Source organism: Streptomyces zagrosensis, assembly GCF_014203645.1.
Classification (GTDB): Bacteria; Actinomycetota; Actinomycetes; order Streptomycetales; family Streptomycetaceae; genus Streptomyces; species Streptomyces zagrosensis.
On record NZ_JACHJL010000001.1, the window covers coordinates 322,141 to 344,169 of the forward strand.

General features: G+C 70.2%; 20 protein-coding genes. 9 read left to right on the forward strand and 11 right to left on the reverse strand.

Annotated features, from left to right (window positions below):
* The first annotated feature begins 124 nt into the window (after positions 1-124).
* The 3 genes from FHS42_RS01430 to FHS42_RS01440 all read left to right on the forward strand — a co-directional run bounded on the left by FHS42_RS01430 (position 125) and on the right by FHS42_RS01440 (position 4,337).
* Positions 125-1,687: a Bcr/CflA family multidrug efflux MFS transporter gene (locus FHS42_RS01430; protein WP_246494097.1), complete on the forward strand. Its 1,563-nt coding sequence runs from the start codon at positions 125-127 to the stop codon at positions 1,685-1,687.
* A gap of 178 nt (positions 1,688-1,865) precedes the next feature.
* Positions 1,866-3,041, forward strand: coding sequence for a helix-turn-helix domain-containing protein (locus FHS42_RS01435; protein WP_184568623.1), 1,176 nt, complete (start codon positions 1,866-1,868; stop codon positions 3,039-3,041).
* A gap of 270 nt (positions 3,042-3,311) precedes the next feature.
* The gene (locus FHS42_RS01440) at positions 3,312-4,337 is read left to right on the forward strand and encodes a small ribosomal subunit Rsm22 family protein (protein ID WP_184568624.1); all 1,026 of its coding nucleotides are present in this window, start codon (positions 3,312-3,314) and stop codon (positions 4,335-4,337) included.
* A gap of 438 nt (positions 4,338-4,775) precedes the next feature.
* Here FHS42_RS01440 and ddaH read toward each other — a convergent pair whose 3' ends face one another.
* Both ddaH and FHS42_RS01450 read right to left on the reverse strand, forming a co-directional pair.
* Positions 4,776-5,600: a dimethylargininase gene (gene ddaH, locus FHS42_RS01445; RefSeq protein WP_376772496.1), complete on the reverse strand. Its 825-nt coding sequence runs from the start codon at positions 5,598-5,600 to the stop codon at positions 4,776-4,778.
* Positions 5,601-5,930: 330 nt separating this feature from the next.
* Positions 5,931-6,122 (reverse strand): DUF6243 family protein, encoded by a 192-nt coding sequence (locus FHS42_RS01450; RefSeq protein ID WP_184568625.1) that lies wholly within the window; start codon positions 6,120-6,122, stop codon positions 5,931-5,933.
* Positions 6,123-6,395: 273 nt separating this feature from the next.
* On the opposite strand from FHS42_RS01450, the gene FHS42_RS01455 reads away from it, so the two are divergent.
* Positions 6,396-7,064: a TetR/AcrR family transcriptional regulator gene (locus tag FHS42_RS01455; protein ID WP_184569026.1), complete on the forward strand. Its 669-nt coding sequence runs from the start codon at positions 6,396-6,398 to the stop codon at positions 7,062-7,064.
* Positions 7,065-7,147: 83 nt separating this feature from the next.
* On the opposite strand, the gene FHS42_RS01460 is transcribed toward FHS42_RS01455, so the two are convergent.
* Positions 7,148-8,053, reverse strand: a complete 906-nt coding sequence (locus FHS42_RS01460; RefSeq protein WP_184568626.1) for a glycerophosphodiester phosphodiesterase — start codon at positions 8,051-8,053, stop codon at positions 7,148-7,150.
* Positions 8,054-8,205: 152 nt separating this feature from the next.
* Between FHS42_RS01460 and FHS42_RS01465 the strand changes: the two genes are divergently transcribed.
* Positions 8,206-8,931 (forward strand): bifunctional DNA primase/polymerase, encoded by a 726-nt coding sequence (locus FHS42_RS01465; RefSeq protein ID WP_184568627.1) that lies wholly within the window; start codon positions 8,206-8,208, stop codon positions 8,929-8,931.
* Positions 8,932-9,185: 254 nt separating this feature from the next.
* Here the strand turns inward: FHS42_RS01465 and FHS42_RS01470 are convergent, their stop codons facing one another.
* From FHS42_RS01470 to FHS42_RS01485, 4 genes are all read right to left on the reverse strand, one after another.
* Positions 9,186-10,160 (reverse strand): SCO2278 family lipoprotein, encoded by a 975-nt coding sequence (locus FHS42_RS01470; RefSeq protein ID WP_246494098.1) that lies wholly within the window; start codon positions 10,158-10,160, stop codon positions 9,186-9,188.
* Positions 10,161-10,262: 102 nt separating this feature from the next.
* On the reverse strand, positions 10,263-11,129 hold the full coding sequence (locus FHS42_RS01475; RefSeq protein WP_184568628.1) for a heme ABC transporter ATP-binding protein: 867 nt from the start codon (positions 11,127-11,129) through the stop codon (positions 10,263-10,265).
* The gene (locus FHS42_RS01480; RefSeq protein ID WP_184569028.1) at positions 11,126-12,229 is read right to left on the reverse strand and encodes a FecCD family ABC transporter permease; all 1,104 of its coding nucleotides are present in this window, start codon (positions 12,227-12,229) and stop codon (positions 11,126-11,128) included. The genes FHS42_RS01475 and FHS42_RS01480 overlap by 4 nt, the downstream gene beginning before the upstream one ends.
* A gap of 125 nt (positions 12,230-12,354) precedes the next feature.
* Positions 12,355-13,416: a heme/hemin ABC transporter substrate-binding protein gene (locus FHS42_RS01485; RefSeq protein ID WP_184568629.1), complete on the reverse strand. Its 1,062-nt coding sequence runs from the start codon at positions 13,414-13,416 to the stop codon at positions 12,355-12,357.
* 140 nt (positions 13,417-13,556) lie between these two features.
* Between FHS42_RS01485 and FHS42_RS01490 the strand changes: the two genes are divergently transcribed.
* On the forward strand, positions 13,557-15,110 hold the full coding sequence (locus FHS42_RS01490) for an HtaA domain-containing protein (RefSeq protein WP_184568630.1): 1,554 nt from the start codon (positions 13,557-13,559) through the stop codon (positions 15,108-15,110).
* A gap of 255 nt (positions 15,111-15,365) precedes the next feature.
* Complete coding sequence (locus FHS42_RS01495; RefSeq protein ID WP_184568631.1) at positions 15,366-16,976, forward strand: HtaA domain-containing protein; 1,611 nt, start codon at positions 15,366-15,368, stop codon at positions 16,974-16,976.
* A gap of 280 nt (positions 16,977-17,256) precedes the next feature.
* On the opposite strand, the gene FHS42_RS01500 is transcribed toward FHS42_RS01495, so the two are convergent.
* Together FHS42_RS01500 and map are read right to left on the reverse strand one after the other, a co-directional pair.
* The gene (locus FHS42_RS01500) at positions 17,257-17,940 is read right to left on the reverse strand and encodes a biliverdin-producing heme oxygenase (protein WP_184568632.1); all 684 of its coding nucleotides are present in this window, start codon (positions 17,938-17,940) and stop codon (positions 17,257-17,259) included.
* A 216-nt stretch (positions 17,941-18,156) separates the two neighbouring features.
* Positions 18,157-19,014 (reverse strand): type I methionyl aminopeptidase, encoded by an 858-nt coding sequence (map, locus tag FHS42_RS01505; RefSeq protein WP_184568633.1) that lies wholly within the window; start codon positions 19,012-19,014, stop codon positions 18,157-18,159.
* 102 nt (positions 19,015-19,116) lie between these two features.
* Here map and FHS42_RS01510 point away from each other — a divergent pair, with 102 nt between their 5' ends.
* Positions 19,117-19,320 carry a hypothetical protein gene (locus FHS42_RS01510; RefSeq protein WP_184568634.1) on the forward strand — a complete coding sequence of 68 codons (204 nt, stop codon included), beginning with the start codon at positions 19,117-19,119 and terminating at the stop codon, positions 19,318-19,320.
* A 263-nt stretch (positions 19,321-19,583) separates the two neighbouring features.
* Entirely contained in the window at positions 19,584-20,015 is a 432-nt protein-coding gene (locus FHS42_RS01515) for a nuclear transport factor 2 family protein (protein WP_184568635.1), read from the forward strand.
* A 68-nt stretch (positions 20,016-20,083) separates the two neighbouring features.
* Here FHS42_RS01515 and FHS42_RS01520 read toward each other — a convergent pair whose 3' ends face one another.
* Together FHS42_RS01520 and FHS42_RS01525 are read right to left on the reverse strand one after the other, a co-directional pair.
* The gene (locus FHS42_RS01520) at positions 20,084-21,406 is read right to left on the reverse strand and encodes an MFS transporter (RefSeq protein ID WP_312866696.1); all 1,323 of its coding nucleotides are present in this window, start codon (positions 21,404-21,406) and stop codon (positions 20,084-20,086) included.
* A 312-nt stretch (positions 21,407-21,718) separates the two neighbouring features.
* Positions 21,719-21,907, reverse strand: a complete 189-nt coding sequence (locus FHS42_RS01525; protein ID WP_184568636.1) for a DUF5708 family protein — start codon at positions 21,905-21,907, stop codon at positions 21,719-21,721.
* Between the last annotated feature and the right edge of the window lie 122 nt (positions 21,908-22,029).

Below are 22,029 nucleotides of genomic sequence, written 5' to 3' on the forward strand. Positions count from 1 at the left end.
GGGACTTCGACGTAGGACTGTCGGGCTGAGCCGGGAATCACGTGGCCAGGAGTGCTATTCCGGGTAAGGCCACGCCGCCTGCATGACAACATGGTTAGGCCATCAAACGACCATGGAGTCACGCATGACGGACCCCGGCCCGCGAACGGCCGAGCTCACCGACAACCCCGCCACCGCTACCGTTCCCGACGCCCCGGCCGGCGTCGCCGATGCCCCGGCCGCCACCGCCGACCCCGTCATACCCGGCCCACCGACGCGCTCGGGCCACTCGGGAAACTCGGGTCACGCGGGAAACCCGGACCACTCCGGAAACTGGGAAAACACCGCCTCCGGATCGCACCCCGGCGTGCCGGCCGTGCCCGGTCAGCGCGCCTCGCACGCCGCGACGGCGTCGGCCGCACCCGTCACGCCGCAGCTCGCCGCCCAGCGCCGGACCAGCCTGCTGGTCACTCTCATCCTCGGCGGCCTCACCGCGCTTCCGCCGCTCTCCATGGACATGTACCTCCCGGCGCTGCCGGAGGTGACCGACGCGCTGCACAGTCCCGCCGCCACCGTGCAGCTCACGCTGACCGCGTGTTTGTTGGGCATGGCGCTCGGACAGCTCGTCGTCGGACCCATGAGCGACCGCTGGGGGCGGCGCCGTCCGCTGCTCGTCGGCATGGTGATCTACGTCATCGCCACCGCCATCTGCGCGTTCGCCCCGAACGCGGAACTGCTCATCGTCTTCCGGCTGCTCCAGGGGCTGGCGGGCGCCGCGGGCATCGTGATCGCACGGGCGGTCGTACGTGACCTGTATGACGGCGTGGAAATGGCCCGCTTCTTCTCCACGCTGATGCTGATCTCGGGCGTCGCACCGATCATCGCGCCGGTGATCGGCGGGCAGGTGTTGCAACTCACCGACTGGCGCGGGGTCTTCGTCGTCCTGACCGTCATCGGCATCCTGCTCACCGTGGTCGTCTGGCGCCGCCTCGATGAGACCCTGCCGCCCGAGCGGCGGCACACCGGTGGCCTGAGCCAGACGCTGCACACCATGCGCGGGCTGCTCGCCGACCGGGTCTTCACCGGCTACACGCTCGCGGGCAGCTTCGCCTTCGCGGCGCTCTTCGCGTACGTCTCCGGGTCCGCCTTTGTTATCCAGGAGATCTACGGGGCCTCGCCGCAGACCTTCAGCCTGCTGTTCGGCGTGAACTCGATCGGCCTGGTGGCGATCGGCCAGCTCAACGGCAAGGTGCTCGTCGGCCGGGTCAGCCTTGACAAGGCGGTGACCGTGGGCCTCGCGGTGATCATGGCGGCCTCGGTGGCGTTGCTGCTCATGGCGTCCGGTGTATTCGGTGCGGTCGGTCTGGTGCCGATGTCCGTGGGGCTGTTCGTGCTGATGTCCGCGATGGGCCTGGTGATGCCCAACACCAACGCCCAGGCCCTGATGCGTACGCCGCACGCCGCCGGTTCCGCCTCTGCCCTCCTTGGCACGACCTCCTTCCTGATTGGTGCCATCGCCTCGCCGCTGGTCGGCATCGCGGGTGAGGACACGGCGGTGCCGATGACGTTGGTGCAGGTCGGATGCACGTTCGCCGCAGCCGCCTGTTTCGTGGGGCTGTGCCGTCCGTGGCAGCGCAGGGCGAACGGTAGCGAGATGATGCGGGCCCAGCCGATGGCCCCCGTGGCGGGCAGCCCGACCAAGGACTGAGCCCTGGCCCTGGCGCCCCGAGCGTGGCCCACACCCTTGGGGCGCCGCGGTGGCGGGGTCGGACGGCCTCGTCACGCACGGGAACTGCCAAGCTCCGACTTGCTCAGGAGATGCCTGTTGATCGACCACCACACGTGGTGATCAATGGGTGACCAACGGCGACGAGTACCGTAGGCGGATGGGAAGTCGTGCTTTCGCCCGACGCGTCGAACAACTGCTGCGTGATCAGGGGCTTTCGATGCGCGCGGTGTCGCGCAAGATGATCTACGACCCGGCCTACTTATGTCGAGTCCTCGCAGGTAAGCAAGCGCCTTCACGGCAATTCGCCGAAGCCCTGGGCCACGTGTTGAACGCGACTGGCGAACTCGTGGCGTTGGCGACAGCCTCCGAGCAAGCTGGGCCGCCGACGTTCTCCGATGCGCCCCTGCGGATCAGCGGGACCCGGGGGGCCGGCTTCGCCCATGCCATTCGGGAAACGTCACAGCAACTTGTGGCCCTGGACAACGGTCCGCTCGGTGTCCCCGTGGCTGAGCCAGCGGTGCGGGCGTATCGCATCGTCCGCAAGAGGTTGGAAGACGCCGATTACGACCCTCGGTACGAGCGTGATATCCGAGCCGCCGCGGCGGAGTTGGCGGAGGTGGCCGGCTGGGTGCTGTTCGACGCCGAGCTGCACTCGGCCGCACGGCGAGCCAATCAGGAGGCGCTCACCCTGGCTCGTTCCTCCGGTGATACGTGCATGGAGCGGCTCATCCAGCAGAACGCCGCGATGTGCTGTGAGTGGGTGGGAAACCATCGAGAGGCATTGGCCATCACGCAGGGAGTGCTGGAGCGTGGTCGTCTCGCGCCCCGGGTCGAGGCCATCTTCCGCGTCCGCGAGGCAAAGGCCATGGCCGGCGTCGGCCGTACGACGGAGGCGGTTCGTGCCCTGTCGGCCGCACGCTCACTACTGGATGACGGCACCCGCGATGACGACCCGTACTGGGCATGGTGGGTGACTCCCGGGGAGGTGGAGGGGCACCTGGGCCATGTGCTCCAGGAGGCAGGGCGAACGGCCAAGGCCATCGACGTGTTCCAGACGGTGGTGAACCGTCCGGTGACCACGACGGTTGGTCACGCCGGGATGAGTGACGCGCGACTCCTGCAATGCCTGCTGCGCGAACAGGCGTGGCAAGACGCCGACCAACTGCTCCAGCAGGTGATGGCGGCGATTCAAACGCGCTCCTCCAAGCGCGTTCGCACGACACTGTGGCGCACGGCGGAGCACGGCCGCACCCTCACCGATGCCCCCTCCAGTCTCAGGGACGCACTGGCCCATCTCGCCGACGTCACCGACGCCGACCTGTTCGGCTTCTGAGGCGGCGCCCACCAGCGGCACGCTCCCCGCTGGGCGGTAGCGGAGGCTGACACGTATCCCCCCGCGGTCGTCATCTGCCAGGCCCGACGGCCTGCGCGAAGCCAGTTCCCTTGGCCCCGGTCGGCACCCGAGCCGCTGTGGAGCGCATGACGCCGACGCATCCCATGCGCTACGGAAACACCTCCGTGCCCACCGCCCACCGCAGCCCCCCGCCTAACCCGGCGCGAAGCGTGGCATCGACGGCAGCCCGCACGCACTAAACTCCACCGGATGCACGCCTGCCGTCCCCCTGTCACCAGCGAGACCCTGCGCATCGCCCTCGCCGCCCTCCTGGACGGGCTCCCGCCGAAGCAGGCCACCCAGGCCGTCGAGCGGCTGATCAGCAACTACCGGGGACACACCCCCACCGCGGCGCCGGTGCTGCGGGACCGGTCCGACGTCGCCGCGTACGCCGCGTACCGGATGCCCGCCACCTTCGAGGCCGTACGGCACGCACTGGGCGCGCTCCGGGACGCCGCCCCGCACTGGACGCCCGCAACACACTGCGACATCGGCGGCGGCACCGGCGCGGCGAGTTGGGCCGCCGCGGCGACCTGGGCGGATGGGCAGCGCACGACCACCGTGTACGACTGGGCCGAGCCCGCGCTCGCGCTGGGCCGTGAACTGGCCGCCGCAGCCGGCTCCACGGCGTTGGCCGCGGCGCGCTGGCAACGGCTCCCGATCGGCGCCGGCTTCACCCTGCCGCAGACGGCCGACCTGGTCACCATCTCGTACGTACTCGGCGAGCTGACCGAGGCCGACCAGCGGGCGGTGACCGGCGCGGCAGCCGGTGCGGGGCGCGCCGTAGCGGTGATCGAGCCCGGCACACCGGAGGGCTATCTACGGGTGCTGCGCGCCCGCGAGCAACTCATCGAAGCGGGGCTCACCGTACTCGCGCCCTGTCCGCACAGCGACGCGTGCCCCATCGACCCCGGCACCAACTGGTGCCACTTCGCGGCCCGGGTCAGCCGCTCGTCGCTCCACCGGCAGGTCAAGGGCGGCTCACTACCGTACGAGGACGAGAAGTTCAGCTATGTGGTGGCCGTGACCCCCGCCGTGTCCGGCCGGACGGCGGAGCACCGCGTGGTGCGCCATCCGCAGATTCGCAAGGGCCAGGTATTGCTCGACCTGTGTGTGGCCGATGGGGCGCTGCGCCGCGAGACGGTCACCAAGCGGCACGGCCTGCTCTACCGGGCGGCCCGCGACACCGTCTGGGGGGACACCTGGCCCCCGGCGGCGGAACCCGACGACGAGTGACCTCGGCCGGTAAGGAACGATCGGTGGGGAGCGATCGGTGGGGAACGGTCCAGTCGGGGACGGTCGGTGGGGGACGGTCCAGTCGGGGACGGTCGGTGGGGGACGGTCCAGTCGGGGAACGGCCGGTGGGACAGACCGGACTTGTGGTGGGGGAGCGGGGCGGTAGGAAGACGGGTCCGGCCGTGTCGGCCGGACCCGCTCGTGCGGTGGGCTGGGCCCGTTGGAGCAGGCACGTAGGGCCCGCGCTGAGCGGTGCTCGACCTGCTGATCAGGCGAGCCCGGTGCGGGTGCAAGAGCGCCGGTTGGCGGTCAGCCGCGCTTGGCCCGCTGGGTGCGGGTTAGCTGTTGTGCCCAGGGAGGCTGGGGCCATCGGGGGTCGGGTACGCACGGCCCGGTTGCCGTGCGTGAGGGACCGACCGGATGCGGGGCTATGCAGGGCTATCGCAGCTCCTGAGTGCAGCACTTGACGCTGCCGCCGCCCTTGAGCAGTTCGCCGAGGTCGAGTCCGATCGGTTCGTAGCCACGTTCGCGCAGCGGCTCGAAGAGGCCCACCGCCTCCTGCGGCAGCAGCACATGGCGGCCGTCGCTGACCGCGTTGAGGCCGAACGCCGCGGCGTCCTTCTCGGCGGCGATCAGCGCGTCGGGGAAGAGGCGGGCGAGTACGGCCTGACTGCCGGTGGAGAAGGCGCCCGGGTAGTACATGATGTCGCCGTCGGTGGAGTCGTCGAGCACGGCCAGCGCCGTGTCCAAGTGGTAGTAGCGGGGGTTCACGAGGTCAAGGCCGATGACCGGGCGGCCAAAGAACTCCTGGGCCTCGGGATGGGACAGCGGGCTGCTGCGGAAGCCGCGCCCGGCCAGCAGCCAGGAAGCGGTGACGGCGAAGTCGCCCTCGCCCTCGTTGATGTGCTCCGGCTCGTACACGTCCGCGTAGCCGTGCGTACGGAACCAGGTGGCATGTGCCGCGGCCTCGGCGGTGCGCTCGGGATGGGCGAAGCGGGCCCCGAGGACGCGCCCTTCGACGACGACGGCACCATTGGCTGCGAACACCATGTCGGGCAGTGCGGGGTCGGGGGTCAGCTCTTCGACGGTGTGACCGAGCGCGCGGTAGCGGTCCCGAAGGTCCTCCCACTGCGCGACCGCGAGCGGGAGGTCCACGGGTTTGGTCGGGTCCATCCAGGGGTTGATGGAGTAGGTGACCTTGAAGTGCGCTGGTGAGCACATCAGGTAGCGGCGCGGGGTCGCGCGGCGCTGAGATGTACGCAAAGAGAGCTCCTCCCGATGGCGATGGATACGTACGGGTCGCGTACGCATCAAAATCGTCCACCCTGGCGGACTGGTGTACATGGACCGTAAGGATGGTTTGCACCTGACTCAGATCGACCCCCATGCTGCCCCTACTCGGCGAATTGTCGCTTGTGGTGCTCGATCCATCACACTTGGTGTGTGTCGAGGCGTCTGCGGGGCCCCGGCGCATGGCCCTTTTGTGTCAGTCGCCGCCTGGTTCCTCCGGGCCGGGGCGGGAACGGCTGAAGCGCCGGGCCGTCCGGGCCGCGCGAAGACGCGGACCGAACGGCCCCGGCGAGCGGGATCGGATCACGCGTCCGCATCCCCGCCCGATGGCTGGTTCTTCTCCTGGAGTTTGCGCAGCAATTCCCGCTTCTGTGCCATCGGGTCGAGATCGCCCTGGGCTCCCCGCTTGCCGCGCCCGCCGCGCATGGCGGTCCGGGGGAGGTTGGAGCGGGTGCCGCCGACGCCGAGCATGCTTCCGGAACGTCCCTTGCTCATAAAACTTCCCTACTCTCTGTTCTGCTGGACTGCTGGAAAACTTCCAAGCCCCGCGAGTCCCTTGCTCTTGGTGCACATGTGGGGCCCTTCGGGGTTGATCTCTCGCGGGGCCGCCCGAGCCGGGTGGCCTTGGTGCGGGTCGCCGTGGTTCGGGTGACCTCGGCCCGGGACAACTCGCCTCGCGACCCTCCTGAGTTTCGGCGAGACGATACGTCTTGTCAAGACGATACGTCTCGCCTCGTAGTTGGTACATTGCCGGGTATGACCGAGAGAATGGCCCGTAAGACGGCCCCTGACTCAAGCCGCCGCAGCGAGCGCTCGCGCCGCGCGATCCTGGACGCCGCCCTCGAACTCGTAGGCGAGGTCGGCTTCGGCAAGCTCACCATCGAAGCCATCGCGGCCCGCGCGGGCGTGGGCAAGCAGACCATTTATCGCTGGTGGCCGTCGAAGGCCGCCGTGCTCTTCGACTCCTTCCTCGACCAGAGCGACGGGGCGCCGGAAATCGTCCTCCCCGACACCGGAGACCTCGCCGCCGACCTCAAGACCGTCCTTCGTGCCACCGTCGATGGGATGGGCGACCCCAAGTACGCGCTCCCCACCCGGGCGTTGATCGCCGAGAGTCAAAACGACCCCGAACTTGGCGCGGAGATCAACGCCCGCATCCTTGAACCGCAGCTCGCCGCCTGGACCGAGCGGCTGCGCGTGGCCCAACAGGCCGGGCAGATCGCCGCCGGCATCGATATGCGGGTCACTGTCGAGATGATCGTAGGCTCCATCTTTCACCGCTGGTCGCTGCGCACCCTGCCCATGAGCCACGCCTACGCGGACGCCATCGTGGAACAGGTGCTGCACGGCATCAGTACCGGCACCGGCCCTGGTGCCGGCACCGGCACCGGCCCTGGGCTCACCGCCGTGGGCGAACCGACCGCCGCGGCGACATAGCCCCCGCTGGCCGTCGTCGCCCGAACAGCCGGTCCCGGCCGGGTCAGCTCCCGTGCGGGCGGGCCAGCCCTTGTGCGGGCCGGTCAGCTCCTGTGCGCCGGAATCGAGGCGAGCAGCGCCAGCAGGTCGGTGACGATCCCCTGACAGCCGAGCCGGAGTGCCCGATCGCGGTCGGCTGGCGTGTTCACCGTGTGCGCCCATACGCGCGGTATGCCGGATGCGACCGCGCGCCGCAGGTCCCCAGCGCGCGCCCGATGGTCCACGTCGAGCAGGCTCACAAAGCCTCGCCAGCGCTCCGGCCGGTCGTTGCGCAACTGCCCGGCCGACCGCCACAACTGGGCGAGCAGCCCCTTGCGGTGCACGGCGCGGGCCACCGCTGGGCGCCGGCTGGCGACGAAGACCGAGCGCGTCAGGCCCCGCGCATGGATCATCCGGGCCAGCTCAGGCAGTGCGCGCGGGTCCTTGACCTCCAGCATCAGCACGGAGTGACCACCGAACCGGTCGAGCACCTCACGCACCGTGGGCGGTCGCTCCACGGGCTCGTCCCCGGCCCCGGGGCGAGGTCGCAGCCGCACCTGCCTCCACTGCCTGGCGTTCAGCGCCCGTACCGGCCCCTGCCGGTCGGTCGTACGGTCCAGCGTCGCGTCGTGCAGGGCCACCAGGGTGCCATCGCGCAGCATCCGGGTGTCGAAGTCGAGCACCTGGGCTGCGCCGCCGCGAAAGGCGTTGTCCAGCGCGGACATGCTGTTCTCGGGGTGGCCTGGCGATCCGCCCCGGTGTGCGACGTACGTCAGGGACGACAGCGCGGCCACGTTGGCCGGCCCCGGCCTATGCCAAGATCCCAGCCCCGGCTGCTGTTCGCGCTGCCGGCTCAGGAGCCAATCCCCGTCGTGTGCGCCGGGGCGCGCGGGTGCACTAGTGGTCGCTGTCGATAGGGGAACGCTCAAGGACAGCGTGATGACGGCCGTCACAACGGTCCGAGTGATCATAAGTAAAACGCTAGGGTCAAAAATCGTGATCTGCCTGCTCTTGGCACCCGGCAAGGGGATAGTCTCTGCGCCCCCGGCTCCGCACCGCGGTCACCTGGGGCGCAGGATGGTGGCAGCATTGATCTCAGGACAGTGGCGAAGCGAGGGGATAGATGGAACGCAAAGGCAGGTTCTCCCAGTGGCTGCGCCGACCCAGGGGCGGATCGGGCGCCGATACGGACCCGGCCGCCGGCGCCGGGGGCTCACGCGAGGATCTGCTGTTGGCCGCGGCGACCGCTGACTTCCCACTCGCCCCGGCCGCGTACCCCGCCGGCTACCGCTGTTCCTGTGACCGCGTTGGCTGTCCCACCCCGGCCCGGCACCCCGTGTCCTTCGGCTGGCAGACCCAGGCCACGACCGATGCGGAGCGCGTCACCCAGTGGCTGCGGACCCAACCCGAGGCCAATTTCATCACCGCCACCGGCATGGCGCACGACGTGCTCGACGTGCCGGCGGACGCCGGGCGGCACGCCCTGGAGCGGCTGGGCGCGGCGGGCATCGAGGTCGGCCCCGTCGCCACGTGCAGCCCGGACCGGATGCTCTTTTTCACCGCGACCCGCGGCACCCCGGCCGACGAGGACGAGTGGTGGCCGTGCGAACTGGACTGTCACCCCGAGACCATGGACGAGCACCCGGGGCTGCGCTGGCACTGCCGGGGGAGCTATGTGCTGGTGCCGCCCGCGCGCCTACCGAGTGATGGGCGCGTCGCCTGGCTGCTCGGCCCCGAGCGCCCGCTGCCTGACCCGCTGACCTTGCTGGAGACCCTCACCGACGCGTGTGCGCTGTACGCGAGCGATGACGCGGACCACGAGACGGCGGCCTGGCCGATCGGCCGCTGAGCGCCCTCGAAGCCGCCGGCGCCAGGGCGCGAACCGGCACCATCGGCCAGCATCGCGAGCCGGCGCCGTCCGGCTGGTACGACAGACCGGCGCTCGCCGGCCGCCGACCACCCTGCGCTGGCTGCTGCCTACCGCCTACCTACCACCGATCACTGCCGCTACTGGAGCGCCCCCTGGACGCCGGGCCCCGCCAGCGGCGCAGCGCCCAGCGGCGGCGCGGTAGCAACGCTCTCGCGCTGCTACCGGCCCTTCGCCTATTCGCCCTTCGCCGCCGTGACGCCCTCAAGCCGGTTGAGGAAGACCACCTTGCGGTCCGCGGCGCCCTTGGCCGGGACGTGCACCGAGGACTCGAAGACCCGGGTGAGCGTGACCGCCTTGCGGGCCTTGCCGGTCATGACCGCCTCGACGCGCTCGGGCGGGGTGGGCCGGTATCCCTTGGCCACGGTCTGCTTTTGCCGGTGGTCCGAGGCGAAGAAGACCACGCCGCCGCCGTCCTTGGTGCGTAGCCCCGCCGGCGCGAAGTCGGCGCCGTGCGCCGGGGTGTCGATGTACTCCGTCCAGTATTTCGGGGTACGCAGATGCCTCTTGCGCTCCGCCCGCAGCGCGGAGGTGGCCGCCCCGTCGGCGAACGTCGAGCCCTTGCCCGTCATCAGGTAGTCGGCGTAGGACGAACTGAGCTGGTCCGGCCGTACCACAAGGCCCGAATTGGCGCCCGTTTGCACCGGTTTGGCGAAGCCGTCGCCGTCCAGCGCGAAGTCGGGCACCTCGTCGTCGCTGAGCAGCGACAGATAGGCGGCCCGCCACGGCTCGTCCATGTCGTTGCGGGTGAACAGCAGCATCCAACGGTCGGTGCCTCGGTTGCTGTCCGCGTCGGCGACGAAGAACTTCGGCCAGCCCGCCTGCTTGGGGATGGTGAACCGGGCGTTCTTCAGCTCCAGCGCGCCCGCCTGCGGGTTGCCCTTGGGACGAACCTTGCGTTCCGCCGTCAGATCCGCCTTGCCGATCGCGAGGAGTGGGCCCGTCTCGGCCTGGGAGATCAGCTCCGGATCGGCCGTCCGCCACGCCTTGTTGTACGTGTCGGTGAACGCCTTGAGGACCTTGGGGGCCTCCTCCTTGCTCACCGCCGGGATGACCTCCCGCTCGCCGTGCACCGTCATGCACCCGGTCAGCATCAGCAGCGCCGCGGCCGTCAGAGCCGTCAACTCCAGGCGGGGCAACCTTCCAGTCATGGTGCTCCTGCTCCTTCGGGTGCGCCTCGTTCTCCATCGAGGACGCCACGAACGGCGCAACCCTATACGGGGCACGCGAGGACCCAAGCCCGGGGACCGGTGTCAGGGCCGCGGCTCGCCACGCTGGACGTCACGGCGCGGCAGTACGAGCGGAGTTCCGGTCCGCGGATGCGGCAGCACCTCCACCGGCTGCCGATACACGCTGGAGAGCAACTTCGCGTCGAACACCTCGCCCGGCGGCCCATCGGCTGCGACGCTGCCCTCGTGCAGCACGGCGGCATGGTCCGCGTACGCCGCCGCGAGCCCCAGGTCGTGCAGGACCACGACGACCGCGTCCCCCGCCGCGGCCCGCTCCTGGCACACCCGCAACACCAACTCCTGGTGACGCAGGTCGAGTGCGGCGGTCGGCTCGTCGAGCAGCAGCAGCGGCGCCCGCTGGGCGAGCACCCTGGCCAGCGCGACCCGGGCGCGTTCGCCGCCGGAGAGGGCACCGAAGGACCGCTGCGCGAACTCGGCGACCTCGGTGGTCGCCATGGCCGACGCCACCGCCGGGTCGTCCTCATCCTCCGCGCGGGTGCCCGCCCACGGGGCGCGGCCCATGCGCACCACCTCCTCCACCGTGAACGGAAAGGACAGCGCGGCGGACTGGGGCAACACGGCGCGCCGCAGCGCCAGTTCGGGCGGGCTCCAGTCGGCGGCAAGGCGGCCATCGATGCGTACGGTGCCGGATTCGGCAGGCAGATCGGCGGCGAGCGCGGCCAGCAGCGTGGACTTGCCCGCCCCGTTCGGCCCGACCAGGGCGAGCACCTGGCCCGCCCTGATCTCAAGGCACACATCGGTAAGCACCCGGCGGCCCCCGAGGGTGACCCGCACGTCCCGTACATCGGCGACGAGATCGCCCGGCGCAGGGCGGCCCGGAAGCTGCCGGGTGCGCCGGGTCAACAGGGCCGCGAGGGTGCGTACGCTCATGCCCAGCCTCCTTGCCTGCGCCGGGTCCTGCGGAGCAGCCAAAAGAAGAACGGGCTGCCGAACAGCGCGGTCAACACGCCCAGCGGAAGCTCGGCGGGGTTGGCCACGGTACGCGCCGCCAAGTCCGCGCCGACCAGCACCACCGCGCCGCCCAGGGCGCTGCCGGGCACCAAGAAGCGATGCCCGGGCCCTGCGGCCATCCGCAGCAGGTGCGGCACAAGCAGCCCGACGAAGGTGATGATGCCGGCGACGGCGACGGCGGCGGCCGTAAGCAGCGCCACCAGCACCACCACGGTCAGCCGCAACCGCTCCACATCAACGCCCAGATGACGGGCCGGGCGCTCCCCGAGCGAGAGCAGGTCCAGCTTGCGGGCGAACAGCGGCGCGAGGAACAGCCCGACCGCCGCACAGGGCAGCACCGCGAGCACCTTCGGCCAGGTGGCCTGGGAGAGGCTGCCGAGCTGCCAGAACGTGATCTGGGTGAGCTGCGCGTTGTCGGCGAAGAACACGGACAGGCCGATCAGGGCGCCCGCGAAGGCGTTGACGGCGATGCCGGTGAGAATGAGGGTGACGACCTCGGTTCGGCCATCGGAGCGCGCGAGGACGTAGACGAGCAGCACCGTCAACAGCCCGGAGACGAAGGCGCAGGCGGTGACCGTCCAGTCGCCGAGGAAGGTCAGCTCCATCGCGATGGAGCCCACCGCGCCAACGGCGGCACCCGCCGAGATGCCGATCACCCCGGGCTCGGCCAGCGGGTTGCCGAAGCCGCCCTGCATCAGCGCGCCCGCGCAGCCCAGCGACGCCCCAACGAGCAGGGCGAGGACGACCCGCGGCAGCCGTACGTTCCACAGGACGCTCTCGCCGACCCGGTCCAACGCGCTGCCGCCCAGGCCCATGCGGTGCTGCACCGAGCCGACGATGTCACCCACCGCAATGTCGTACGCGCCGGTCCCCGCGGAGATCAGCGACAGCGTGAGCAGCCCCACGGCGAGCCCCAACGTCAGCGTGGCGGCCCGTCCGCGCCGCCGCCTGGCCGGTGCGGCACCGGGCGCGTCTTGGGACGCTTTGTCGGGCGCAACGTCAAGGGCAGCGTCGGCCACGGCTTGCGGCACCGCGGGCTTGGGCCGTTGCTCGCGGGTGGCTGGCCGGTTGGCATCGTCGGCGGGCGACGGGGTGTCGGCGTCCGCGGCCTGCCCGGGGGAGTGCGGTGGCTGGGCCGACACCGTCACGCGGCGTCCTCGTACAACTGGTCCACGAGCGAGCGCAGCACCTGGTCAGTGCGCGGGCCGTAGTTGAGCAACGTGCCGTCCTCGATGGAGACGACGCGGCGGTCAAGGCCGGCTGGCGTCTCGGCGACGCCCGGCAGCTTCAACAGCCCGTCCACGCCATCGACCGAGTCAAGTCCCTTGGTCATCACGAGGATGGCGTCCGGGGCGGCCTTCGCCAGGGCCTCGCTGGTGATCGGCGTGAAGTCCTTCTTCAGGCCCGATTCCTTGCCGGCGTCCAGCGCGCCCGCGGCCTCAAGGAGCGAACTCGCTCCCGAGTCGCGTCCGCCCAGCAGGTACACGGCGGCCGAGCCGCGTACGTACAAGAAGGCCACGCGCGGGCGCTTGCCGTCCGCCGGGCGCTTGATTTTCGTGCGTACGGCGTCGATGCGCCGCTCGGTACGCTGCCGCAACGTGTCTCCGGCGGCGGGAACGCCCAACGCGGCGGCCACCGCGTCGATCCGGGTGCCGACATCGCCGAGCTTCTTCGCGGGCTCAAGGATGACCAACGGCACGCCGGCGTCCCGTATCTGGTCGATGGCCTCGCTCGGGCCCGTGCTGGTGTCGGCGAGGACGAGGGTTGGCTTCAGCGAGAGCACGTTCTCCGCCGACACATCGTGCGCACGGGTCACCACCGGCAGATCCTTGGCCTGTGTGAAGTCGGCGGTGATGTCCCGGCCGACGACCTTGTCGCCGAGGCCGATGGTGAACACGATCTCCGCGAGGGAGCCGGTCAGCGGCACGATCCGTTCCGTGCTGCGCACGGTGGTGCGGTGCCCATCGGCCGAGGTGACGGTCGCCGGGAGGTGCGAAGCGGGCCGGCCCGCCAGCGGTTCCAGCGCTTCCGCTTGCCGCGCCCCCGCCGTGTTGCCCGGACCCTTCGCACCGTCAGAGCCGCTGCCCGAGCCACCGCCCGAGCCGCCGCAACCGGTGAGCCCGAGTGCGAGCGCCAGCGTCGTGACGAGGGCGCCGACGAGGCGCGGGACACGGGCCGACGTCCCCGCCGACTGCCGTTGCTGCACGTTTTCGCCTCTCTGTCGTCTTGTCCTGTTGTCCTGCGCGGTTGTCCTGCTACCGGCTCACCCACCCCGGGGTTTCACCCAGGTCGAGCAGTAGCTTAGGTTAGCCTTACCTGAGTCGCTACGTCCGGGAGGGGCATCCGATGCTGCCAGCCAGTTGGACCCGTGCCGGTGTGCTCGTGCTGCTTGCCGGACTGCTCGGCGCGCTGTCACCCGCCACCAGCGCACATGCGGCGGACCGCACGGTCTCCGGCGGTCGGCTCGACTGGGGCCTGAAGTCCTCCTTCCAACGGTATGTCACCGGGCCCATCGCCCAGGGCAGTTGGAGCCTTGATGGCGGCGCCGCAACGGTGGGGGAGAGCCAGTTCCGCTTCCACTCCGCGCAGGGCTCGTACGACCCGGGCAGCGGCTCCTTCAGCGCGGCGTTCTCCGGTGGGGTGCGCTTTGTCGGGCACCGCAAGCCGGACGGCGCGTACGAACTGGACCTGCGGATGAGCCGGTTGACGGTGCGTACCTCCACTGCTGGCAGCGGCACCCTGTACGCGGACATGGTGAGCAAGGCCAAGGGCACCGGCACGGTGACCCACACCAGTCAGGTGCCGCTGGCGTCGCTCGACCTGTCCGGGGTGAACATGCGCGGGGGTGGCACCGCCGTGGTGCTCAACTCCATTCCGACCACGCTCACCGCGCGTGGGGCCCAGGCCTTCGCTGGGTACTACACGGCAGGCACCCAACTCGACCCGCTCAGCCTGTCGGCCGACATGACGTCCGAGAAACCCGACCAGCAGGGCGACGACGATCCAAACGGCAAGGCCAAGGACGGTCCAAACGGCAAGGCCAAGGACAAGGACAAGAACGAGCCCACATCCAAGGGCAAGCCCGAGGGAGACGCCAAGGGCAAGACCGTTGGGAAGATCCAGGACGCCGCCCTCGACTGGGGGGTGCGCCGCACCTTCCGGGAGTACGTCACCGGGCCCATTGCCAAGGGTGCTTGGAAGCTGTCGCAAGGAGCCCAGGACGGCGGCGCGCTCTTCCGCTTCCCGACCGGCAAGGGCTCCTACGACCAGCGCGCCGGCACTCTAGACGCCACCTTCATCGGCCGTACGCACTTCACCGGCGATCGTCTAGACCTGGCGCTGAGCGGTATGCGGGCCCGAGTCGCCGATGGCCGGGGCACGCTCTTGGCGGATGTGACCACCGAGGGGGCGACCCGCCGCGCCGTACCGTTGGCCACCTTCGACGCCAAGGCGTTGCTGGGCACCACACCGAAGGACGGGCTGCTCGCCGTGACGGAGGCGCCCACCAGGCTCACCAAGGATGGTGCGAAGGCGTTCAACAGCATGTACCAGGAGGGGACTGCCATGGACCCCCTCTCGCTGGCCGTCGCCACCAACGCGGACGCGAAGCTGCCGCCCCTGCCCGACCTGGGCAGCGAGCCGACCGCCACGCCTACCGCGGAAGGGTCCGCGTCGCCGGTCGCCGCCGCCGCGCCCGGGGATGCCGATGGCTCGGATGACTCCGGCGGCGCGCTGTCGGCCCCGGTGTTGGCCACCGGAACCGGGGTGCTGCTCGCGGCGGGAGCCGCGGTCGCCTTCGTCACCGTACGCAGGCGCCACGCCGCCGCCACTGCCGACGCTGCCGGAGTCACTGGTTCCCCTTCGGGCGAGGGCAACACCGCCGCACCGGCAGCCGATTGAACCCGCCATGAACACGGTGAACCGATTGTCGCCATCACACAGCCTTCACGACCGCACGGGCGTCTTATGAACAGCACACACGTCCCGTAGGCGTGACACTCGTATCGCATCCGAATGACACCCGCCCTCCGTACGACACACAGCAACTGCGCGGATCGACCAGCAGGTTCAGCCCGCACCGCCCACCAGACACCGGGCCCTACCAGGCTTGAAGCGGCCGGTCCCACGCATCGAGTAGCTAGGAGAAATTCGACGATGTCCCTTACTTCGTCCGCGCCCCGCAGAACGCGGCGCACCACCGTCGCGCGGGCCGCCGCCACTGCCACCGCCTTCGCGTTCGGCGCCGCCGCGCTGAGCCTGCCCGCCGCCGCGTACGCCACCGGCGACGAGGGAAAGGTGGACGCCCCGCCGAAGGTGGTGCTGAAGAACGGCACCCTGGACTGGGGCGTGAAGGAGAGCTTCCGCGAGTACGTGGTGGGCCCCATCGCCGATGGCAAGATCACCGTGGCGGGCGGCGCCAAGCAGGCCGCGAACAACGGGCCGTTCACCTTCGTCAACGGCACCGGCACCTATGACACCGGCTCGCACGCCGTCGCCACCGCCTTCCAGGGCAGTGTGCGGTTCACCGGCCATGGCAAGCAGCTCGACCTCGAGTTGAGTGACCTCAAGGTCAACACGGAGCAGCTCAAGGGCGCGATCACCGCCGACTTCCGGTCGAAGGACAAGGAATCTGGCGAGGTCACCGAGGGCAATGACGTCGGGCTCGCCGATCTGGACCTGACCGGCATCAAGCCGGGCACCGGCGATGGCGGCGCCATGGAGTACGCGAACATACCCAGCACGCTGACGGAGGCCGGCGCGAAGGTGTTCGGCGCGGGGTACGAGCCGGGCACGAAGCTGGACCCGGCGACGTTGACGGTGACCCCCGGCGGCCCGGTGCCACCCGACCCGACGACGCCCCCGCCCACCACCCCGCCGCCTACGCCGTCCACGACCCCGCCCACAACTGCGCCGCCCACACCGTCCACGACCCCGCCGACGACTCCCCCCACGGGCGGGCCGAGCCCGAGCCCCACCACCGGGCAGCCCGCCGAGAGCGGCGTGATCGTCGCCGGTGACCTCGACTGGGGTGTGAAGGAGGGCTTCCGCACGTACATCACCGGGCCGATGGCGAACGGCAAGGTGGCGCTCTCCGGCGGCGCCAAGAAGCAGGGCGAGATCTACCGTTTCCCCAAGGGCAGCGGCACCTATGACGCGTCGTCCAAGGCACTGGACGCCAAGTTCGCCGGGGCGGTGCGCTTCACCGGGCACCAGGGCAAGCTCGACCTCAAGTTCAGCGACCTCACGGTGAAGGCGAGCGGCAGCAAGGGCACTTTGGTAGCCGACATCTCTTCAAAGGACAAGGTCACCGGCAAGGTCACCCGGACCAACGATCAAAAGCTCGCCCATCTGGCCCTGCCCACGGGGGATCTGACGGCCGTGAACAAGGTGATCTCCCTCAAGAACGTTCCGGCGACGCTGACCGCGGGCGGCGCCAAGGCGTTCGGTGGCTATTACCAAGCGGGCGAGCAGCTTGACCCGGTCACCCTCGCCGTGTCGCTGGACAAGAACGCCAGCCTGCCGCCCGTCCCCCCGAGCACGGGCGGCAACACCGCCACCACCCCCGTCACCCAGGGGCAAGGCGGCGGCGGAGTGACCGGTGGCGGCACCACCGGCGGCTCCGGTTCACTGGCGGCCACCGGCTCGGACGTGCCCACCGGCGTGCTACTCGGCGCGGCGGGCGTGCTGGTCGCCGGTGGCGCGGCGGCAACGTTCGCCGTACGCCGCCGCAGCTCTGCGGCGACCGCTACCGCTGCGGAGAGCTAAGGACGCCGCGCCCAGGCGCGACGTCGAGAACCACCCCCCACACGGCGCCCGCGCCCACCGGTCCGTCCACCGGTGAGCGCGGGCGCCGCCCTGGGCCGTGGCCACTTTGCGGCGGGCGCCGACTCCCCGTGCGGCGGGTTCAGCGCGCCCAGCAGCGGGCTCAGCGCGCCCGGCAGACCCGGGCGGGGTATGGCGGGCGCGGGCCTTGTCGTAGGGGGCGCCTACGGTGGTGTCGTACCGGGCCGACCTGTCGATCGGCAAGCGCGCCGCCCGGCCCGAATCAGGCGCTGAGCGAGCCGCGGTCGTCGGTGCCGAGGTGCTCGCCGAGCTGCCGCAGGACGGCGGTGTTCAGCGCGTACGCCCGCCGGCACTCGTCGATGACGCGCTGCTTCTCCAGGTCGTCCACCGGGAGGGCGTCCAGCAGCGCGCGGTACTCGCGCTTGAACGCGGCCGGGTTGCCGATGTCCTCGAAGACGTAGAACCGCACCCCGTCGCCCTTGCGCGCGAAACCCCAGGTCTTCTCGGCGATGTCGCGGATGATCTGGCCGCCGGAGAGATCGCCGAGGTAGCGCGTGTAGTGGTGGGCGACGAACCCGGCGGGCCACTGCCGCGCGCACTCCTCGATGCGCGCGGCGTACGCCACCGTGCTGGACAGCGGCTCCACGGCGTCGCGCCAGCCGGCGCCGCCGAGGAAGGCCAGATCGCGTTCCAGCTCCCTGGTACGGGACAGCTCGGGCTGAAGGAAGGGCCCGGCCACCGGGTCGGCCACCAGCTGTTCGGAGGCGAGCTCCATCGCCCGGTAAATGAACCAGAGTTGCTCCGTGTAGCACCGGAAGGCGGGCACCTCCAGCCTTCCGCCGAGCATGGCGCTCATGAAGGCTCCGGCCCCGGCTTCGGTGTGCTGGGCACGCGAGGCGGTGCGGATCAGCGTCGAGAACGGCTCAGGGGTGGATATGGCATCCAAGACGGACCTCCGGGGGCCGGTGGGGGCGAACGGCACGTCGCAGCGGTGCGAGATGCCCGATGTGAGGACGGCCTGCCCTCCGATTGTGTCTACTTAGGCTTGCCTAAGTCAATCAGTTTCCGACGTGCTGTCGGTAAAAACGTCACCGCCGCGACCTCCGCCCGTCGGGCGGTGATCGCGGCGGCCATGTGGGCGCTCGCGCTACGGAGCTCGGGGCTACGGCAGGGTGAGGATCTCCGCGCCGGTGTCGGTGACCACGAGCGTGTGCTCGAACTGCGCGGTGCGCTTGCGGTCCTTGGTGACGATGGTCCAGCCGTCGTCCCACATGTCGTACTCGTACGTTCCCAAAGTCAGCATCGGCTCAATGGTGAACGTCATCCCGGTCTTGATCTCGGTGGTGTGGTGCGGACTGTCGTAGTGCGGCACGATCAGACCCGAGTGGAACGAGGTATTGATGCCGTGGCCGGTGAAGTCCCGCACCACGCCGTAGCCGAAGCGCTTGGCGTACGACTCGATGACCCGCCCGATGATGTTGATCTGGCGGCCTGGCTTGACCGCCTTGATGGCCCGGTTCAGCGACTCCTGGGTGCGCTCCACCAGGAGCCGTGACTCCTCGTCCACGTCACCGCACAGATAGGTGCCGTTGTTGTCACCGTGCACGCCGCCGATATAGGCAGTGATGTCCAGGTTCACGATGTCGCCATCGCGCAACACCGTCGAGTCGGGGATGCCGTGGCAGATCACCTCGTTAACCGAGGTGCACAGCGACTTGGGGTACTTGCGGTAACCGAGCGTGGAGGGGTAAGAGCCGTGATCACACATGAACTCGTGCGCGACGCGGTCGAGTTCGTCCGTGGTCACGCCGGGCGCGATATGCCGCGCGGTCTCCTCCAGAGCCTGCGCGGCGATGCGCCCAGCGACGCGCATCCGCTCAATCGTCTCGGCATCCTGCACCTCGGGACCGGTGTACGGGGTAGGGGCGTCCTTACCCACGTACTCGGGTCGGGGAATGGAGGCGGGAACGGTGCGGGCGGGGGAGAGCTGCCCCGGGACAAGAAGCGACTGGCCAGACATGCCAACGAGTGTATCCAGGCCGCATCGGGCACCATGGCGGCAAGTGAGCCAGCACACGTTGGTGAGGTGCCAGGTGGGGTGCATGCGAGAGAAGGGGACGAGATGGCGCTGTTCAAGAGGCGTACGAAGGGCAAGCCCGGCGAGTGGTACTACTGCGTCCAGCACCAGCGCGTAGAGGAGGGCCCGCAGTGCCGGGCGGCCGACCGCCTGGGCCCCTACGCGACGCGCGAGGAAGCGTCCCACGCGATGGAACACGTGGCGGACCGCGAACGCGACTGGCAGGCGGACTCCCGCTGGAACGACTAGTCACGGCGCTACGGGCCAAGCCGCGGGCCTTCGGCGCTGCCTCGTCCGACCACCGCACCGGGGCCCCTGGGCCCGGCAGGCCACCGGCAGGCCACCGGCAGGGCCTCGCCGATGCATCGGTGAGGCCACGGCAGGGAGGACGGAGCGCCTGCGCACCGCCAGTGCGTCGAAGGTGCTCTTCCCCTCCCCGCTTCCGTGCTGCACGCTCGCAGCGTCATGGTCGAGAAGCCGACATGGCAGCGGATTGAGTGATGGAGGGACCAGTGGGAACTGCTGAAGACTTTCGGACCGCCGTGGAAAAGCATGACCTTGATGCGCTCGGCGACATGTTTGCTGACGATGTTTGTCTCTACAGCCCGGTGAAGTTCACACCCTTCGAGGGCAAGGCCATGGTGCTGGCGCTTTTCGGAGTGCTCTTGCGCACCTTTGAGGATTTTCGCTACCTCGGACACCTGGAGGGCTCGGCCGAGACCAGTGCCGCCGATGGAGAGGTGCCGTCGGTGATCTTGCCGTTTCGGGCCAATGTGGCGGGCAAACAGATCCATGGCATCGACTTGCTCCAGTTCGACGCGTCGGGGCGGATCGGGGAGTTCACCGTGATGGTGCGTCCGCAATCGGCGGTACATGCGCTGGGGGAGGCCGTCCTCGCCGGCTTGGTCGCTGATGGCCTGGCCCCCGACCCCGCAGCAGGGTAGAAGCAGCGGAGCAAAAGCCGGCCTGCGCCGGCTGGCCCGGGCCCGGGACTCGCGACCCGGGCCCCGGCTCAGCTCGCGGTAGGGCCCGCTTCGCGCTTGGCGCGCTCCGCGCGCATCTGGAGCGCGTGCCGGTCCGTCCGCGCGTCGTACGCCATCAGCTTCGGCAGCGACGCCGCCAGCAGCCCCACCGCGGCGACGCACGCGACGCCGCCCGACCAGACCGAGGTCCGCACGCTGGTCATCGCGGCCATCGTGCCCGCACGGACCTGGCCGAGCTGCGGGCCCGTCATGTACGAGAGCATCTCGATGCCGGCGAGCCGGCCGCGCAGCCCATCCGGAATGGTCTGGTTCCACATGGTGGACCGGAAGAGGCCGCTGACCATGTCCGCGCCGCCCGCCACCGCCAGGCACAGCAGCACCAGCCAGATGTTGGGCAGCGCCCCGGCAGCGGCCATCGCCAAACCCCAGAGCGCGGCTCCGAACACCACCATCCGGCCGTGCCGGTGCACCCGCGAGGTCCAGCCGCTGGTCATGCTGACCAGGACGGAGCCGACCGAGCCGGCCGCGTACATCAGGCCAAGGGCCCACGAGGCGTCCAGGTCGTCGGCGAGGAAGGGGAAGAGCGCGTTCGGATAGGCGAAGAACATGGCGACCATGTCCACTGCGTAGGTGCCCAGGAGTTCCTTGCGCCGCCAGGCGTAGCGCGCGCCCTCCAGGATTCCGGTCAGTGAGGGCCGCTCGGCGTCGTGCGCGGGCGGCGCCGAGGCCAGCCGCAGCGCCAGGACCAAGGAGAGGAAGAAGGTGAGCAGGTCCAGCGTGTACGCGACGGGCAACCCGGCGAACGCGACGATGACGCCCGCCAGCGATGGGCCCACGATGGCCGAGAGCTGCCAGCGGATGGAGTTCAGTGCGGCGGCTGCGGTGAGCTGGTCGTGCGGGACGATCCGGGCCGTGAGCGCGTCGATCGCCGGCTGCTGGAGCCCGGCCAGCGCGCTGGTGAGGGCAGCCACCACGTACAGCGGCCACAGCATGGGGCTCGGTAGCAGACTGTTGGCCAGCAAAAGCGCGGTGAGGACGCCGAGACCGAGCTCGGTGAGCAAGATGAGCTTGCGCCGGTCCATGGCGTCGGCGAGCGCGCCACCGTAGAGACTGAAGACGATCAGTGGCACGAGCTGCACCGCGCCGATGGCCCCGACCGCGAAGGCCGACCCGGTCAGCTCCTTGATCTGCAACGGCAGCGCGATCATGGTCAGGAAGCTGCCGAAGGAGGTCACGGCACCGGCCATCCACAACAGCCGGAAGTCGCGTGATGAGCGCCAGGGCGAGAGATCGGGAAGCAGCGACCTGAGCCGGCCACCTTGCGCGGGTGAGGGTCTGCCGGTGACCTCGATCGCCTCCGCGACCTTGACGCCTGCGGTGGCAGCTTCGGCGTCTGGGGTGGCCTCGGCCGTCTCAGCGGCCCCGGTGGTCTCGGCGGCCCCAGCGGCCTGGATGGGCTGGCTACCGGGATCTGCCCCGTCGGGCTGCTCGGGTTGGGTCACGAAAGGTCATCGTCCGCCGACCATCGAACACGAGCAACCGATTATCGAGCGATCTTGCCCACAGTCGCCGCCCAGCGGCTCCGGCAAGAACCTTTCGGCTTTCCCACCTTTTGGCGCCTAGGCTTCCTGGCGTCCGGCCTCCGCGTCGCGCGGGCGGGCGCCTCAGCGCCGCTGACGCGCCGTCGTCCACGTACCGACCATCATTTGCACCGCGCCAAAGCACATCACCGCCACACCCACCTTCTTCAGGGTGATCACCGGCGTTTCCACGCCTCCGGTGAACAGCCACAGGGCGAGCCCGACGACGACTGCCGCGGCCCCTTCGATGAGATGCCTCACGCCTGCTGCCAAGGTGACCGCTCTTTTCGCCACGTCTAGGAACCCCTGCTCTTACTCGCACCGCAGCCCGCACACCAGGACGGCCTCTCCGCGGCCCGCACCCCCGCCCGCACTCCCGCTTGGGTTCGACTCTT